This is a genomic window from Pseudomonas sp. LBUM1679, assembly GCF_059695565.1.
This window is the reverse complement of record NZ_CP166774.1, coordinates 5,746,424-5,763,950: the sequence shown is the minus strand read 5'-3', so window position 1 is coordinate 5,763,950 and position 17,527 is coordinate 5,746,424. Positions and strand designations below refer to the sequence as shown.

General features: G+C 61.0%; 15 protein-coding genes. 11 read left to right on the top strand and 4 right to left on the bottom strand.

Features of this window, described 5'->3' with window-relative positions:
• Positions 1 to 197: 197 nt before the first annotated feature.
• From ACA062_RS26280 to gap, 4 genes are all read right to left on the bottom strand, one after another.
• Entirely contained in the window at positions 198 to 1,163 is a 966-nt protein-coding gene (locus ACA062_RS26280) for a FecR family protein (protein WP_497453658.1), read from the bottom strand.
• 104 nt (positions 1,164 to 1,267) lie between these two features.
• Positions 1,268 to 1,795 carry an RNA polymerase sigma factor gene (locus ACA062_RS26275; protein ID WP_497453657.1) on the bottom strand — a complete coding sequence of 176 codons (528 nt, stop codon included), beginning with the start codon at positions 1,793 to 1,795 and terminating at the stop codon, positions 1,268 to 1,270.
• Between the two features lie 77 nt (positions 1,796 to 1,872).
• On the bottom strand, positions 1,873 to 2,337 hold the full coding sequence (locus tag ACA062_RS26270) for a methylglyoxal synthase (RefSeq protein ID WP_150745949.1): 465 nt from the start codon (positions 2,335 to 2,337) through the stop codon (positions 1,873 to 1,875).
• Positions 2,338 to 2,637: 300 nt separating this feature from the next.
• Positions 2,638 to 3,639, bottom strand: coding sequence for a type I glyceraldehyde-3-phosphate dehydrogenase (gene gap / locus ACA062_RS26265; protein WP_128872268.1), 1,002 nt, complete (start codon positions 3,637 to 3,639; stop codon positions 2,638 to 2,640).
• Between the two features lie 220 nt (positions 3,640 to 3,859).
• Between gap and edd the strand changes: the two genes are divergently transcribed.
• The 11 genes from edd to ACA062_RS26210 all read left to right on the top strand — a co-directional run bounded on the left by edd (position 3,860) and on the right by ACA062_RS26210 (position 17,438).
• Positions 3,860 to 5,686, top strand: a complete 1,827-nt coding sequence (gene edd / locus ACA062_RS26260) for a phosphogluconate dehydratase (protein ID WP_497453656.1) — start codon at positions 3,860 to 3,862, stop codon at positions 5,684 to 5,686.
• The gene (locus ACA062_RS26255; RefSeq protein ID WP_497453655.1) at positions 5,683 to 6,633 is read left to right on the top strand and encodes a glucokinase; all 951 of its coding nucleotides are present in this window, start codon (positions 5,683 to 5,685) and stop codon (positions 6,631 to 6,633) included. The genes edd and ACA062_RS26255 overlap by 4 nt, the downstream gene beginning before the upstream one ends.
• A gap of 176 nt (positions 6,634 to 6,809) precedes the next feature.
• Positions 6,810 to 7,541, top strand: a complete 732-nt coding sequence (locus ACA062_RS26250; protein ID WP_010457397.1) for a response regulator — start codon at positions 6,810 to 6,812, stop codon at positions 7,539 to 7,541.
• A complete protein-coding gene (locus tag ACA062_RS26245; RefSeq protein ID WP_497453654.1) occupies positions 7,531 to 9,000 on the top strand; it encodes an ATP-binding protein in 1,470 nt (489 codons plus the stop codon). Before ACA062_RS26250 ends, ACA062_RS26245 begins: the two co-directional genes overlap by 11 nt.
• Positions 9,001 to 9,199: 199 nt before the next feature.
• Entirely contained in the window at positions 9,200 to 10,459 is a 1,260-nt protein-coding gene (locus ACA062_RS26240) for a D-mannose isomerase (protein ID WP_497453653.1), read from the top strand.
• A gap of 116 nt (positions 10,460 to 10,575) precedes the next feature.
• A complete protein-coding gene (locus tag ACA062_RS26235) occupies positions 10,576 to 11,883 on the top strand; it encodes an ABC transporter substrate-binding protein (protein WP_497453652.1) in 1,308 nt (435 codons plus the stop codon).
• A 156-nt stretch (positions 11,884 to 12,039) separates the two neighbouring features.
• Positions 12,040 to 12,948, top strand: coding sequence for a carbohydrate ABC transporter permease (locus ACA062_RS26230; protein WP_084319029.1), 909 nt, complete (start codon positions 12,040 to 12,042; stop codon positions 12,946 to 12,948).
• Positions 12,941 to 13,786, top strand: a complete 846-nt coding sequence (locus tag ACA062_RS26225) for a carbohydrate ABC transporter permease (protein ID WP_084319031.1) — start codon at positions 12,941 to 12,943, stop codon at positions 13,784 to 13,786. The genes ACA062_RS26230 and ACA062_RS26225 overlap by 8 nt, the downstream gene beginning before the upstream one ends.
• Positions 13,787 to 13,789: 3 nt before the next feature.
• Positions 13,790 to 14,950 carry an ABC transporter ATP-binding protein gene (locus tag ACA062_RS26220; RefSeq protein ID WP_497453651.1) on the top strand — a complete coding sequence of 387 codons (1,161 nt, stop codon included), beginning with the start codon at positions 13,790 to 13,792 and terminating at the stop codon, positions 14,948 to 14,950.
• 171 nt (positions 14,951 to 15,121) lie between these two features.
• A complete protein-coding gene (locus ACA062_RS26215; RefSeq protein ID WP_497453650.1) occupies positions 15,122 to 16,468 on the top strand; it encodes a carbohydrate porin in 1,347 nt (448 codons plus the stop codon).
• Between the two features lie 115 nt (positions 16,469 to 16,583).
• Positions 16,584 to 17,438, top strand: a complete 855-nt coding sequence (locus ACA062_RS26210) for a D-hexose-6-phosphate mutarotase (RefSeq protein WP_497453649.1) — start codon at positions 16,584 to 16,586, stop codon at positions 17,436 to 17,438.
• Positions 17,439 to 17,527: the final 89 nt, after the last annotated feature.

Sequence of the window (17,527 nt, the reverse complement as noted above, 5' to 3'; positions counted from 1 at the left end):
GTGGTTTGGTCATTCCAAATAAGCTTCGAGCAACGCAGCCCTGCACAACAGCAGGCCCGGCCCTTCGGGTTGTGCCTTAAAGCGGGCCAGGCTGCGTTGCAGGCCTTGGAAAGGGAACAACCATTCCCAGCGGCCTGCGCCTTGCCTGGCCCGCTTTAAGGCGACAACGCGGTGGGGAAACTAATTGAGAACGCCCCCTAGTTCAGGATCACCAACGCCGGGAATTCCTGGAGCCGGGCCGAGGTAATGTGGGCCAGCGAGCGTACGACATCCAGGGGCTGATCGAGACGGTAATTGCCGGTCACCGCGACGTCGGCCAGCTGCTCGTTGGTGTTGATGATCCAGCCTGGGTAGTAGCGACGCAATTCGGCCAGTACCTGGTTCAGCGGGCAGTTTTCGAACACCAGTCGGCCCTGGACCCAGGCCAGGTCGGTGGCGGCATCGAGTTTGGCCGGTCGATCGAATCCGTTGGGGCCGATGCGGATGCTTTCCCCGGCGGACAAACGCACCCGCGCGTCGCTGCGGGTTGCCTGCAGGTCAACGTCGCCACGCTGTACCCGTACCTGTGCCACGCCATCGAGGTAGCGCACCGCAAACGCGGTATCGCGCACGCTGGCCTTGACCGGGCCGGCGTCGATTTGCAGCGGCTGAGCGCGATTGGCCGACACGTCGAAAAACGCCTCGCCCTGATACAGGCGGGCCACGCGCTGCTGATCGTTGATGGTGCTGGAGAAGGCTGAATCGGTATTGAGCAGGACCTTTGAACCGTCCTCCAGTTGCAGTCGCTGGCGCTCACCGACCACGGTCAAGTGATCGGCCTGCAGGCGCATTGGCAGGTTGCTGAAACTGAACATTCCGAGGATCAGCACGGCGGCGGTGGCCAGGGGTTTCCAGTGTGGTCGCAGGCGCGACAGGACCGTCATCTTCGGTGGTTGAACGGCCAGGTTTTGCGCGCATTGCAGCACGTGCGGGCCGTCCCAGATCGCCTGGGCCCTGGCAAACGCTTCGGCATGCAGGGGGGCGGCGGCGAGCCATGCATGGAACTGTCGGGTCTGTTCCTCGCTCGGACTGCCCAGCACGATCAGCCAGTCCAAAGCCTGGTCCATTGCGCTGGCGGGGTCCCGTGCCGGGGAGGGCGCAGGGGGGCGATGGATGTCCGTCACGGTGTTTCCTCGGCAGTGGCAGGTGAAGCAGTTTCAAGTTTCAAGTCACAAGCTGCAAGCTCAAGCTCGGTTCGGCGTTTAGCTTGCAGCTTGCAGCTTGCAGCTTAAGGCTTACCGCTACCGTCGTGCCTTTGTGCAACACCGACGCAGATTGCCATGATCAGCTTCAGTTCTTTTTGCACGGTGCTCAACGACACGCCGAGCTTCTCGGCAATCTCCAGGTAACTGTGCCCGTGCAGACGGCTGAGCATGAAAATCTGCTGCTGACGGGCGCTGAGTTGGTTGAGGCTCACGTTCAAACGCTCCAGCAATTGTTCGGCATGGGCGGCGTCCTCGGCGCTGCTCACGGGGGAGGCAACGGCCTGCACCACGTCCAGCGGCACGTCGTCGCGCAGGGTGCGCGACTGGATGCGACGCGCACGCAAATGGTCCAGCGCCAGGTTGCGGGCAGTCTGGAACACGAAGGGTTCAAGGTGATCGATGGCCCGTTCACTGAGCGCCCGGGTCACGCGCAGGTAGGTTTCCTGCAAGAGGTCTTCGGCGGTGCTGTGATTGTTGACCATCCTCTCCAGGGTCCGCAGCAGAGAGACTCGCTGGGCGATGAAGACGTGATTGAAGCGCGATTGACTCACGGGAGGACCTGATCCATGTCGAGCGAATGATAATGCTTATCATCCACTCGACTGGTCAAGCACTCAATTGTGAAGGTTTATGCGCGGCCCAGCAGATAGGTGGCGTAATCCGGGATCCGGTGCGGGTGCGCCTGATCCATCAATGGGCTGCTCAGCAGATAGTCGGCGCTGCATTCGTTGCAGGCGACGGGAATGTTCCAGACCGCCGCGACCCGCAGCAGTGCCTTGATGTCCGGGTCATGTGGCTGCGGTTCGAACGGGTCCCAGAAGAACACCAGCATGTCGACCCGCTGCTCGGCAATTCGCGCGCCGAGCTGCTGGTCGCCACCCAGAGGGCCGCTGATCATGCTTTCCACGGGCAAATCCAGACGTTGTTGCAACAACAACCCCGTCGTGCCGGTGGCGACCAGTTCATGTTGTGCGAGCTTGTCTTTCTGGCGCTCGGCCCAGTCCAGCAAGAAAACCTTGCAGTGGTCATGGGCGACCAGGGCGATCCGTTTGCGCGCTGCCAGGGTCTTTTGCGTGAAGCTGATACCGATCATGGGTTGCTGCTCCAGATGTTATGCATCTGCGACACATTTTGCGCATTGCAAATAATCCCGGTAGGAGCTGCCGCAGGCTGCGATCTTTTGATCTTGACGGACCTGAGGCCGATGGAGATCAAGATCAAAAGATCGCAGCCTGCGGCAGCTCCTACAGGGGATTGGGCGTGGCGCGATATCGGGTATGGCGCGATCTTGTGGGGGCGGCTTGTTGGCGATGGCGGTCTTGAGGATGCCTTCGCTGCGATGCGGCGACCCGACAAGCCCGCTCCTACAGGGGGCGGTGTCGTGTGCGCAGCGTTATTCGGCGTTGCACAGCGCCAGGCAGTTATCGAGCATGCGGTTGGAGAAGCCCCATTCGTTGTCGTACCAGGCCAGGACCTTGAGCAGCTTGCCGCTGGACTTGGTGTGGTTGGCGTCGAAGATCGACGACAGCGGGTTGTGATTGAAGTCGCTGGAAACCAGCGGCAGGGTGTTGTAGCCGAGAATCTTCGAATGCCGGCTGGCTTCCTTGAGCAATGCGTTCACTTCATCCGCCGACGCTTCGCGCTTGAGCTGCACGGTCAGGTCCACCAGCGATACGTTGATCACCGGTACACGCACGGCCATGCCGGTCAGTTTGCCCGCCAGTTCCGGCAGCACCAGGCCGACCGCTTCGGCAGCGCCGGTCTTGCTCGGAATCATGTTCTGGGTGGCCGAACGGGCGCGGTACGGGTCGCTGTGGTAGACGTCGGTCAGGTTCTGGTCGTTGGTGTAGGCGTGGATCGTGGTCATCAGACCGCTTTCGATGCCCAGCTCGCGATGCAGCACCTGGGCCACCGGGGCCAGGCAGTTGGTGGTGCATGACGCATTGGAAATGATCTGATGCGACTGACGCAGGATATCGTGGTTGACCCCGTACACCACGGTGGCGTCGGCGCCTTTGGCCGGGGCCGAGATGATCACTTTGCGTGCGCCGGCGGTAATATGCGCGGCGGCCTTGGCCCGGTCGGTGAACAGGCCGGTGCATTCGAATACGACATCAATCTTTTCCGCCGCCCAGGGCAGCTCGGCCGGGTTGCGAATAGCACTGACTGAAATGCGGTCGCCGTTGACGGTCAGGCTTTCCTGATCGTGCTGGACATCGGCGGCGAACGTGCCATGAACAGTATCGTACTTGAGCAGATGAGCGTTCATCGCGCTGTCGCCCAAATCATTGATGGCAACGATCTGCAGGTCCTGGCGATAGCCTTGGGTATACAGTGCACGAAGCACGTTACGGCCAATTCGGCCAAAACCATTGATTGCGATTCGAAGAGTCATTAAACAGGGCCGCCGTCGTTTTGTTGTTGGAATTACAAGATTATTCGCATAAAAATAGAAAACAAGCCTTTTTAATGGCAATATTTTGTTCAATCTACAACGAGTGACCTGAATCAACTGGTCCGACCGATCAAGAAAACCGTCTGTCATCCCATCGACAACGGCCCTTGTTCAGCATAGACAATCAGGTCGCCACATCCGTTAGCCTGGAGTTCTACACATGCATCCCCGCGTCCTTGAGGTCACCGAACGGCTTATCGCCCGTAGCCGCGCAACACGTGAGGCTTACCTTGCACTGATTCGTGGTGCCGCCAGCGACGGGCCGATGCGCGGCAAGCTGCAGTGCGCCAACTTCGCCCACGGCGTCGCCGGTTGCGGCAGCGATGACAAGCACAGTCTGCGGATGATGAATTCCGCCAACATCGCAATTGTTTCGTCATATAACGACATGCTCTCGGCGCATCAGCCGTACGAAGTGTTCCCTGAACAGATCAAAAGGGCCCTGCGCGAAATCGGTTCTGTCGGCCAGTTCGCCGGTGGCACCCCGGCCATGTGCGATGGCGTGACCCAGGGTGAGCCGGGGATGGAGCTGAGCCTGCCCAGCCGTGAAGTGATCGCGCTGTCCACCGCCGTGGCCCTGTCCCACAACATGTTCGACGGCGCGCTGATGCTGGGCATCTGCGACAAGATCGTGCCCGGCCTGATGATGGGCGCCCTGCGCTTCGGTCACTTGCCGACAATCTTCGTCCCGGGTGGGCCGATGGTCTCGGGCATTTCCAACAAGCAGAAAGCCGACGTGCGCCAGCGTTACGCCGAAGGCAAGGCCAGCCGCGAAGAGCTGCTGGAATCGGAAATGAAGTCCTACCACAGCCCCGGCACCTGCACCTTCTATGGCACTGCCAATACCAACCAGTTGTTGATGGAAGTCATGGGCCTGCACTTGCCGGGGGCCTCTTTCGTCAACCCGAATACACCGTTGCGCGATGCCCTGACCCGCGAAGCGGCGCATCAGGTCACGCGCCTGACCAAGCAGAGCGGCGATTTCATGCCAATCGGCGAAATCGTCGACGAGCGTTCGCTGGTCAACTCGATCGTGGCGCTGCACGCCACCGGCGGCTCGACCAACCACACCCTGCACATGCCGGCCATCGCCATGGCGGCGGGCATTCAATTGACCTGGCAGGACATGGCCGACCTCTCCGAAGTCGTGCCGACCCTGAGCCACGTCTATCCCAACGGCAAAGCCGACATCAACCACTTCCAGGCCGCAGGCGGCATGTCGTTCCTGATCCGCGAACTGCTGGCAGCCGGGCTGCTGCACGAAAACGTCAACACGGTGCTGGGCCACGGCCTGAGCCGCTACACCCTGGAACCGTTCCTCGACAACGGTGAGCTGGTCTGGCGCGAAGGCCCGACCGAAAGCCTCGACGAAACCATCCTGCGCCCGGTCGCTCGGGCGTTCTCGCCAGAGGGCGGATTGCGAGTGATGGAAGGCAACCTCGGTCGCGGTGTGATGAAAGTCTCGGCGGTGGCCTTGGAAAACCAGGTCGTCGAAGCGCCAGCCATGGTGTTCCAGGATCAGCAGGACCTGGCCGATGCCTTCAAGGCCGGTTTGCTGGAGAAGGACTTCGTCGCCGTGATGCGCTTCCAGGGCCCGCGCTCCAACGGCATGCCGGAACTGCACAAGATGACGCCGTTCCTCGGCGTGCTGCAGGATCGTGGCTTCAAGGTGGCACTGGTGACCGACGGACGCATGTCCGGCGCGTCGGGCAAAATCCCGGCGGCGATTCATGTCAGCCCCGAAGCTTATGTGGGCGGCGCTTTGGCGCGGGTGCAAGAGGGCGATATCATCCGCGTCGATGGCGTCACCGGCACTCTGGAGCTTAAGGTGGACGCCGATGAATTCGCCGCGCGCGAACCTGCCAAGGGCCTGTTGGCCAATAATATCGGCAGCGGTCGCGAACTGTTCGGTTTCATGCGCATGGCCTTCAGCTCCGCAGAGCAGGGCGCCAGCGCCTTTACTTCTGCCCTGGAGACGCTTAATTGAAACTGGCTTTGGTCGGTGATATCGGTGGGACCAACGCACGTTTCGCGTTGTGGAAAGACCAGCAGCTGGAATCGATCCAGGTGCTGGCGACGGCAGACCATGCCAGCCCGGAGGAGGCGATCAGCCTCTACCTGAGCGGACTCGGCCTGGCGCCGGGTTCGATCGGTTCGGTGTGCCTGTCGGTGGCGGGCCCGGTCAGCGGCGATGAATTCAAGTTCACCAACAATCACTGGCGGCTCAGTCGCAAGGGGTTCTGCACGCAGTTGCAGGTGGACCAACTGCTGCTGGTCAACGATTTCTCGGCCATGGCGTTGGGCATGACCCGCTTGCAGCCGGACGAATTTCGGGTTGTATGCGAAGGTACCCCGGAACCTTTGCGACCCGCGGTAGTGATCGGCCCCGGCACCGGCCTGGGTGTCGGTACGTTGCTGGACCTGGGTGAAGGCCGATTCGCCGCATTGCCGGGGGAGGGCGGTCACGTCGATTTGCCCCTGAGCAGTCTGCGTGAAACTCAGCTCTGGCAACACATCTTCAACGAGATCGGCCATGTCAGCGCTGAAACGGCATTGAGCGGCAGTGGCTTGCCGCGGGTTTATCGAGCGATCTGTGCGGTAGACGGCCACGAGGCCGTGCTCGATACCCCGGAATCGATTACGGCAGCCGGTCTGGCGGGTGATCCGATTGCCCTGGAAGTGCTTGAGCAGTTCTGCTGCTGGCTCGGTCGTGTGGCCGGCAACAATGTGCTGACCACCGGTGGGCGCGGTGGCGTGTACATCGTGGGTGGGGTGATTCCGCGGTTTGCCGACTTCTTCATCGAAAGCGGTTTCGCCCGGTGCTTTGCCGACAAGGGCTGCATGAGCGATTACTTCAAGGGCATTCCGGTGTGGCTGGTGACGGCGCCGTATTCCGGCCTTGTGGGTGCGGGAGTAGCGCTGGACCAGGCTTAAGACCGCGTCGACCCCATCGCGGGCAAGCCCGCTCCCACAGGTTTGGTGACACTTTCAGAATGTGCACAAGGCCTGTGGGAGCGGGCTTGCCCGCGATGGGGCCGGAACAGGCAACATAGATCCATGATCGATCAGGCATAATCCGTCCCAACTCAAAATAACAAGGACGCCTTCCTGTGAGCTCAGTCAACAAGTCGATTTTGTTGGTCGATGACGATCAAGAGATACGCGAGTTGCTGGACACCTACCTGACCCGCGCCGGTTTCCAGGTCCGGACCACGCCCGACGGTGCCGGCTTTCGCCAGGCGATGAACGAGGCGCCGAGTGATCTGGTGATCCTCGACGTGATGCTCCCGGATGAAGACGGTTTCAGTCTGTGCCGCTGGATTCGCCAGCACCCGCGTCAGGCCCAGGTGCCGATCATCATGCTCACCGCCAGTTCCGACGAGGCCGACCGTGTCATCGGCCTGGAGCTGGGCGCCGACGACTACCTGGGCAAACCCTTCAGTCCCCGTGAATTGCAAGCGCGCATCAAGGCGCTGCTGCGCCGCGCACAGTTCGGTCAGGAGCGGTCCGGCGGTGAAGTGCTGGCTTTCGATGACTGGCGCCTGGACATGGTCAGCCATCGGCTGTTCCACATCGACGGCGAAGAAGTGATTCTCTCCGGTGCCGATTTCGCCCTGCTGAAGCTGTTCCTCGATCACCCTCAGGAAATTCTCGACCGCGACACCATCGGCAATGCCACCCGTGGCCGCGATCTGATGCCACTGGATCGCATCGTCGATATGGCGGTCAGCCGCCTGCGTCAGCGTCTGCGCGACACCGAAAAACCGCCGCGGCTGATCCGTACCGTGCGCGGTAGCGGCTACCAACTGGCAGCCAATGTGGTTGCCAGTAATGGCCATTGATTTTTTCCGCCAACTCGCCGCCAAGGTGCCCGTGCCGCGTTCGCTGCTCGGGCGGATGTTATTGCTGACCTTGCTGGCGGTGCTGTTCGCCCAGGCGCTGTCGAGCGTGATCTGGGTCTCGCAGCTGCGTGCCACTCAGCTCGAGGGGCTGGTCACCAGCGCCCGCAGCCTCGCGCATTCGATGACCGCCAGCGTCAGCTACTTCCGTTCGCTGCCGGTGGCGTTCCGGCCGCTGGTGCTCGATCAGTTGCGCAGCATGGGTGGCACCCGGTTCGTGGTGACCCTCAACGACAAACCCTTGGGCATGGACGTGCTGCCGATCACCCCGCGCAAGGCGGCAGTGCTCAAAGCGGTGGATGAAGTGCTGCGCCAGTCCCTGGGGCAGGACACGGATATCTCGGTGACGTTTGTCAGTCCCGAAGACCTGCGGATTTTCAACGGTGGGCTGAAACTCGATGAGTTGCCGCGCTCCTGGGCGCATTACGCGCTGACCCTGGAACCGGTCAATCCGCCGGTGCTGGTCACCCAAATCCAGATGGCGCCCGGGGAGTGGCTGTACATCGCTTCGCTGTTGCCCGAGCCCTATACCAGCCTTGAAGAGCAGGGGCTGCCGGCGCAACAAGTCTGGTTCATCGTCCTGACCAGTGGTTTTTTGTTGTTGTTCATCGGCCTGCTGGTGCACTGGCAGAGCCGGCCGCTCAAGCGTCTTGCACGGGCGGCACGCGATATGTCCCTGGGGGCCGAAGTCGAACCGGTGGCCGAGGGCGGTGGCAGTGAAGTGGTGGAAGTGGGCCGTGCCTTCAATGCGATGCGCGAACGAATCAGCCGTTATCTCACCGAACGCAGTCAGTTGTTCAGCGCGATTTCCCATGACCTGCGCACGCCGATCACCCGCTTGCGGCTGCGGGTCGAACTGCTGGAGGACGAACAGCTGCAGGCCAAGTTCGGTCGCGACCTGGATGAGCTGGAGCTGCTGGTCAAAGGCGCGCTGCAATGCGTGAAAGACACCGACATTCACGAGAATATCGAACCGGTGGACCTCAACCATGTCCTCGATTGTCTGGTGGAACCGTACCTGGGACCCAACGGCAATGGCCGGGTGACTCAGCACGGACGGGCGCTGGCGCCTTATCCGGGTAAGCCGTTGGCGCTCAAGCGGTGCATTGGCAACCTGATCGACAATGCCCTCAAATATGGGCAGAACGCACACCTGCACATCGATGACGACCAGAGCGCGTTCGTCCTGCATGTCGATGATGAAGGACCCGGGGTGCCGGAGCAGCGGATGGAGCAGGTGTTCGAACCGCACTTCCGCCTGGCGGGGCAGCAGCAGGGGTATGGGCTGGGGTTGGGGATTGCGCGCAATATTGCCCATAGTCATGGGGGGGAGGTCAGTCTGCAGAATTTGCGTGAGGGCGGGTTGAGGGTGACCCTTCAATTGCCCCGGTCTATCGATTGAGCAGATCAAAAGATCGCAGCCTTCGGCAGCTCCTACAGGGTGTACGCCATCCAATGTAGGAGCTGCCGAAGGCTGCGATCTTTTGATCTTGCTGCTTGATTGTCACAAGCCTGTGACATAACCCACCCCCTTCGTTACAAGCCCGCCACCGCCCGTTGTTTAGACTGCCCCCAGTCATAACAACAAAAAAAGGCACCCCATGGACACCTTCCAACCCGCCTTCAGCAGTTGGCTGAACGCTCCTGCCCATCAGCAATGGCTTGCCGCCGAAGGCCTGCGCCTGCTGGCGTTCGCCAAGGCCTCAAAGCTCGCCGAAGGCTTCGGCAACCTCGATGAAAAGGGCCGCCTGCCGGCCAACGCCCAAGCCGAAACCATGAACACCGCACGCATGACCCACAGTTTCGCCATGGCCCACATCCAGGGCCTGCCGGGTTTTGCCGAACTGGTGGATCACGGGGTCAAAGCCCTCAGCGGTCCGCTGCGCGACGCCGGGCATGGAGGTTGGTTTGCCACCGCCCATCATCGCGACGGTAATACCGACAAGGCGGCTTACCTGCACGCGTTCGTCGCCCTGGCCGCCAGTTCCGCGGTCGTTGCGCGACGTCCCGGCGCCCAGGCCCTGCTCGATGACGCCATCCACATCATCGACACGCACTTCTGGAGCGAGGAGGAGGGCGCGATGCGCGAATCCTTCAACCGCGACTGGAGTGAAGAGGAACGCTATCGCGGCGCCAACAGCAACATGCACGCCACCGAAGCCTTCCTCGCGCTGGCCGACGTCACCTACGACAACCGCTGGCTGGTCCGCGCCCAGTGCATCGTCGAGCGCGTTATCCATACGCACGCCGCCGCCAACGACTACCGGGTGGTCGAGCATTTCGACCGCGACTGGCAGCCGCTGCGCGAATACAACCACGACCATCCGGCCGACGGTTTCCGCCCCTACGGCACCACGCCCGGCCACGGTTTCGAATGGGCGCGGCTGTTGCTGCACCTAGAAGCGGCGCAGGTCCAGGCCGGGATGTTGACGCCAGGCTGGCTCGCAACGGATGCGCAAAAACTGTTCGACCACAATTGTCGTCACGGTTGGAGCGTCGACGGTGCGCCGGGCATCGTCTACACCCTCGACTGGGACAATCGCCCCGTGGTTCGTCATCGCCTGCACTGGACCCATTGCGAAGCAAGCGCCGCCGCCAGCGCTCTGCTCAAACGCACGGGCGAGGAACAATACGAACACTGGTACCGACTGTTCTGGGCATTTTGTGACAGTCATTTCATCGACCGCCGTGACGGCAGTTGGTATCACGAACTCGATCCGCAAAATCGCCCGAGTGCCGATATCTGGGCCGGCAAACCCGACCTGTATCACGCCTGGCAAGCCGTGTTGATCCCGCGCCTGCCGCTGGCGCCCAGCATGGCCACGGCGCTGGGGCAGTTGTCCCAGAGCGTTCCTGTGTAACCATGTGGTGACATTCGAGCGTCCCTTCGTTACCTGCGAGGGGATGACTCCTGTTTAAAATCCATGCAGCGCAAGCACCAGACTTGCATGCATAACAACAAGAAAGGTACTACTAGATGAATGCGATTTCTCGCCTCGCTACTGTCATTTCTCTCGCCTCGCTGCTTCCCCTGTCTGCATTCCCGCTGAGTGCCCTTGCCGCTGATGCCAAAGGTTCGGTGGAAGTCGTTCACTGGTGGACCTCTGGTGGTGAAAAGGCCGCGGTCGATGTGCTCAAGGCTCAAGTCGAAAAAGACGGCTTCACCTGGAAGGACGGCGCAGTCGCCGGTGGTGGCGGTTCCACGGCCATGACCGTACTCAAGAGCCGCGCAGTCGCCGGTAACCCGCCGGGCGTTGCCCAGATCAAAGGCCCGGACATCCAGGAGTGGGGCAGCACCGGCCTGCTCAGCACCGATGCGCTCAAAGACGTTTCCAAAGCGGAGAACTGGGACAGCCTGCTGATCAAGAAAGTCTCCGACACCGTGAAATACGACGGCGACTACGTGGCTGTGCCGGTGAACATCCACCGCGTCAACTGGTTGTGGATCAACCCGCAAGTGTTCAAGAAAGCCGGGATCGAAAAAGCGCCGACCACCCTCGAAGAATTCTACGCCGCCGGCGACAAGCTGAAAGCCGCAGGTTTCATCGCGCTCGCCCACGGTGGCCAGCCTTGGCAGGACAGCACCGTGTTTGAAGACGTGGTGCTCTCGGTCATGGGCGCCGACGGTTACAAGAAAGCCCTGGTCGACCTGGATCAGAAAACCCTCTCGGGGCCTGAGATGACCAAGGCCTTCACCGAGCTGAAAAAAATCACCGGCTACATGGACCCTAACCGTGCCGGTCGTGACTGGAACATCGCCGCCGCCGATGTCATCAACGGCAAGGCCGGCATGCAGATGATGGGCGACTGGGCCAAGAGCGAATGGACCGCCGCCAACAAAGTCGCGGGCAAGGACTACCAATGCGTGCCGTTCCCGGGCACCGAAAAAGCTTTCACCTACAACATCGACTCGCTGGCCGTATTCAAGCTCAAGGCTGACCGCAAAGGCGACATCGCCGCCCAGCAAGACCTGGCCAAGGTCGCTCTGGGTAAAGACTTCCAGAAAGTCTTCAGCATCAACAAAGGCTCGATCCCGGTGCGCACCGACATGCTCAACGACATGAGTAGCCTGGGCTTCGATGCTTGCGCGCAAACCGCGGCCAAGGACTTCCTGGCGGACGAGAAGACCGGCGGCCTGCAACCGAGCATGGCGCACAACATGGCCACTACCCTGGCCGTGCAGGGCGCGATCTTCGATGTGGTCACCAACTTCATGAACGACAAAAACGCTGACCCGGCCAAGGCCAGCGCGCAACTGGCATCGGCTGTCAAAGCCGCCCAGTAATCCCTGACTCTGAGTGACCCCCTGTAGGAGCTGGCTTGCCAGCGAAGACGGTGCATCAGCCAATACATGTATCGACTGACCCACCGCTTTCGCTGGCAAGCCAGCTCCTACAAGGGATCGCACTCCGATCCTCACTTCTCCACCTGGATTATCCCGATGAGCTCTGTGGCGGTTTTCAGCAAAGCCTCACCGTTCGATGCGCTGCAACGCTGGTTACCCAAGTTGGTACTCGCGCCGAGCATGCTGATCGTGTTGGTTGGCTTCTACGGTTACATCATCTGGACATTCGTTCTGTCCTTCACCAATTCCAGCTTCATGCCGAGCTACAAGTGGGTCGGCCTGCAGCAATACATGCGCCTGATGGACAACGATCGCTGGTGGGTCGCGAGCAAGAACCTCGCGCTCTTCGGCGGCATGTTCATCGGCATCAGCCTGGTGCTGGGGGTGTTCCTCGCGGTGCTGCTGGATCAGCGCATTCGCAAGGAAGGCTTCATCCGCACCGTCTACCTGTACCCGATGGCGCTGTCGATGATCGTCACCGGTACCGCGTGGAAATGGCTGCTCAACCCGGGCCTGGGCCTGGACAAGATGCTGCGTGACTGGGGCTGGGAAGGCTTTCGTCTCGACTGGCTGGTGGATCAGGACCGCGTGGTCTATTGCCTGGTGATTGCTGCCGTGTGGCAAGCCTCGGGGTTTGTGATGGCGATGTTCCTCGCCGGCCTGCGCGGTGTCGATCAATCGATCATCCGTGCCGCGCAAGTCGACGGTGCGAGCCTGCCGACCATCTACCTGAAGATCGTGCTGCCGAGCCTGCGTCCGGTGTTCTTCAGCGCCTTCATGATCCTCGCGCACATCGCGATCAAGAGCTTCGACCTGGTGGCGGCGATGACCGCCGGCGGTCCCGGTTACTCCTCCGACCTGCCTGCGATGTTCATGTACTCCTTCACCTTCAGCCGTGGCCAGATGGGCATCGGTTCGGCCAGCGCCATGCTGATGCTCGGTGCCGTGCTGACCATCCTCGTGCCGTACCTGTACTCCGAGCTGCGAGGCAAGCGCCATGACTAATCAACTCGGCAAACCAACGCTCAGCTTCAGCCGTATCGCGATCTACGCCACCCTGTTGCTGGCGGCGGCGGTGTACCTGATTCCGCTGATCGTGATGCTGCTGACCAGCTTCAAATCCCCGGAAGACATCCGCACCGGCAACCTGTTGAGCTGGCCGACCGTGATCGATGGCATCGGCTGGATCAAGGCCTGGGACGTGGTCGGTGGCTACTTCTGGAACTCGGTGAAAATCACCGTGCCGGCGGTTTTGATTTCCACGTTCATTGGCGCGATGAACGGTTACGTGCTGTCGATGTGGCGCTTCCGCGGTTCGCAACTGTTCTTCGGTCTGTTGCTGTTCGGCTGCTTCCTGCCGTTCCAGACCGTGCTGCTGCCAGCCTCATTTACCCTCGGCAAGTTCGGCCTGGCCAACACCACCACCGGTCTGGTGTTGGTGCACGTGGTCTACGGCCTGGCGTTCACGACGCTGTTCTTCCGCAACTACTACGTGAGCATTCCGGATGCACTCGTCAAGGCGGCACGCCTGGATGGCGCGGGCTTCTTCACGATTTTCTGGAAGATCCTGCTGCCGATGTCGATCCCGATCGTGATGGTCTGCCTGATCTGGCAGTTCACCCAGATCTGGAATGATTTCCTGTTCGGCGTGGTCTTCGCCAGTGGCGACGCCCAGCCGATTACCGTGGCCCTGAACAACCTGGTCAACACCAGCACCGGGGCCAAGGAATACAACGTTGATATGGCCGCCGCGATGATCGCCGGGCTGCCGACACTGCTGGTCTACATATTCGCTGGCAAGTATTTCCTGCGTGGGCTGACGTCCGGCGCGGTCAAGGGGTAGAACATGGCAACTCTCGAATTACGCAACGTCAACAAGACCTACGGCGCCGGTTTGCCGGACACCCTGAAAAACATCGAACTGAAGATCGATGACGGTGAGTTCCTGATCCTGGTCGGTCCCTCGGGCTGTGGTAAATCCACGCTGATGAACTGCATCGCCGGTCTGGAAAACATCAGCGGCGGGGCGATTCTGGTGGACGACGCCGACATCAGCGGCATGAGCCCCAAGGATCGCGACATCGCCATGGTGTTCCAGTCCTACGCGCTGTACCCGACGATGAGCGTGCGCGACAACATCGCCTTCGGCCTGAAGATCCGCAAAATGCCCGCCGCCGAAATCGACGAAGAAGTCGCTCGTGTCGCCAAACTTTTGCAGATCGAACATTTGCTCAGCCGCAAGCCCGGCCAGCTCTCCGGTGGTCAGCAACAGCGCGTGGCGATGGGCCGTGCCCTGGCGCGGCGGCCGAAGATCTACCTGTTCGACGAACCGCTGTCCAACCTCGACGCCAAGCTGCGGGTCGAGATGCGCACTGAAATGAAACTGATGCACCAGCGCCTGAAAACCACCACGGTCTACGTGACCCACGACCAGATCGAAGCCATGACCCTGGGCGACAAGGTGGCGGTGATGAAGGACGGAATCATTCAGCAGTTCGGCACGCCGAAAGACATCTACAACAACCCGGCCAACCTGTTCGTGGCGAGCTTCATCGGCTCGCCGCCGATGAACTTCATCCCCCTGCGTTTGCAGCGCAAGGAAGGTCGTCTGGTGGCGCTGCTCGACAGCGGCCAGGCGCGCTGTGAATTGCCGTTGGGCATGCAGGACGCCGGGCTCGAAGACCGCGAAGTGATTCTCGGCATGCGCCCGGAACAGATCGTGCTGGCGGGCAGCGAGGCGAACGGTTTGCCGACCATCCGCGCCGAAGTCCAGGTCACCGAACCGACGGGTCCCGACACCCTGGTGTTCGTCAACCTCAACGACACCAAAGTCTGTTGCCGCCTGGCGCCGGACGTTGCACCGGCCGTGGGCGAGACCCTGACCCTGCAGTTCGACCCATCGAAAGTGCTGTTGTTCGATGCGAAGACCGGAGAGCGGCTGGGGGTGGCCGGTGTGCCGAAAACCGAGACCCACGCTGCCAACGTAGCGCAATTCAAAGGCCGCTGAAGATCAAAACTGTAGGAGCCAGGCTTGCCGGCGAAAGCGATTTCAGTGACGCCTTCGCCGGCAAGCCTGGCTCCTACAAGGGGATATGCGGTGAGCGGCCTGTCGCTCTCCGCAACCGATGTAACCGCGTTAAATAAAAACAGTTAATAACAATAAAACGAGGATGTAGGGATGAAGAAGAACAACAACGCTCAGCTTATCTGCCAGTTATCAGCGATTGCGGCAATGACCCTGGCCGGCAGTGTGCACGCGGCTGACGCGTTCAGCGCCGATTCCGAATGGATGACCGGTGATTGGGGTGGCGAGCGGACCCGACTGATCGAGCAGGGCATCGACATCAAGATGGACTACGTCGGTGAAGTGGGTGGCAACCTCCACGGCGGCTACAACAACGACAAGACGGCGCGTTACTCCGACCAGTTCGGCCTTGGCGTGGCGCTGGACCTGGAAAAACTGATGGGCTGGGATAACACCCAGGCCAAGATCCAGCTCACCAACCGTAACGGTGAGAACATCTCCAATGACCGTGTCGGCGACCCGCGTGCCGGCACCTTGAGTTCCTCCCAGGAAGTCTACGGCCGTGGCCACATGGTTCGTCTGACCCAGTTGTGGATCAAGCACCAGTTCCTCGACGGTAAACTGGACGTCAAGGCCGGTTACTTCGGCGAAGGCGAAGACTTCAACACCTTCCCTTGCGAGTTCCAGAACCTGGCGTTCTGCGGTTCCCAGGTCGGTAACTGGGCGACCAATATCTGGTACAACTGGCCCGTCAGCCAGGCCGCGATCCGCGTGAAGTACAACATCTCGCCCGAGTTCTATGCGCAGATCGGCGCGTACAACCAGAACCCATCGCAACTGGAGCACGGTAACGGCTTCAAGCTCAGCGGCAGTGGTACCAAGGGCACTGTGTTGCCGGTGGAACTGGTCTGGTTGCCTAACCCTGGCAACCTGCCGGGCGAATACCGTGTCGGTTACTACAAAAGCACGGCCAAGGCCGATGATGTTCGCGAAGACGACAACGGTGACGATGCGGCCACCAGCGGCAACGCCTACCGCAGCCACAGCAGCAAGTCCGGCTACTGGTTCGTGGCGCAGCAACAACTCACCAGCCACAACGGTGACGCGTCCCGCGGTCTGAACATCGCCGCCAACGCCACGTTCCACGACAAGGACACCAACATCGTCGACAACTACCAGTCGCTGATGTTTGTGTACAAGGGCCCCTTCGATGCACGTCCAAAAGATGACATGGGTATCGGTTTCGCCCGTATCCATGTCAACGATGACGTGAAGAAAAACGCCGAGTTGGTCAACGCCTCCAATGGGGTCAGCGACTACCAGGATCCGCTGTTCTCGCCGCTGCGCAACACCGAGTACAACTACGAGGTCAACTACGGCTTCCACGTGACCAACTGGCTGACCGTCCGTCCGAACCTGCAATACATCACTCACCCGGGCGGTGTGGATGAAGTTGATAACGCGCTGGTGGCCGGTTTGAAAATTCAGTCGGTGTTCTAACGTTGTTGCGATAAGCTCCTCTCCATGTGCGCATTTTTGCGGACGGCCAAGGCTGTCCGTTTTTTTTTGGGGCGGCGCAACCCGCAGAACAAGATGATTTTCAGGACCGCGGCACATGCATGAGCATCCGCTACAACGCTTCTTCAAATCCTTGCGCGAACGGCCGGTATTCGCGTGGGAGCGCTATCAGATGCGCGATGTGCTGGTGATCGATCATCCGCTGTGTCAGGCGGTGTTCAGTCGGCAGGGCGCGCAGTTGCTGCACTTTCAGCCCCGGGACCAGAAACCCTGGCTCTGGTGCGCAGCCAAATGGCCGCATGTCGGGGCGATTCGTGGCGGGGTGCCGGTGTGCTGGCCCTGGTATGGTCGCCATCCGAGCGAAAACGCCTGGCCGTCCCATGGCTGGGCCCGGCTGCTCGACTGGAAGCTGCTGGACAGTAGCAGTGACGACGATGGCGTGCATCTGCACTGGCAACTGCAGTTATGTGACTGGCAAGTGGACCTGCATGCGCACTTGGGCGAACGTATGGATTTGCGCCTGTGCACCGAGCATCAGGACAGCCTGCCGTGCCAGTTGAGCCAGGCGTTGCACGCGTATTGGCGGATTGGCGACGTTGGTGAGGTAGCGCTGTCCGGGCTCGAGGGTGCGCACGGCTACGACCATTTGAACCGCCAGGTTTGCCAGCAGGAAGGCGAGTTGCGAGTCGAGGGTGGCTGTCAGCGGGTGTTTCAGCAGGAAGGGGAATTGCAACTCAACGACCATGCCTGGCAGCGGGCGTTGTGCATCGACACCGGCGACGATGCGGATACGGTGGTCTGGCATCCCGGTTCACGACCATTGCTGGGGGTGAGCTGGAATGAGATTGGCGAGTTTGTCTGCGTGGAAGCGGCGAGCGGCGGGACCGATAGCCTGAGCCTGGCGCCGGGGGAGCGGGCGCATTTGAGTTTGCAGGCGCGGGTTGGGGTTTAGCTCAAGGCTTGCGGTGTAGCGGCTGGCCCCTTCGCGGGCAAGCCCGCTCCCACAAGGTTCAGTGCCGGTCGCAGGTTTTGTGTTCGACA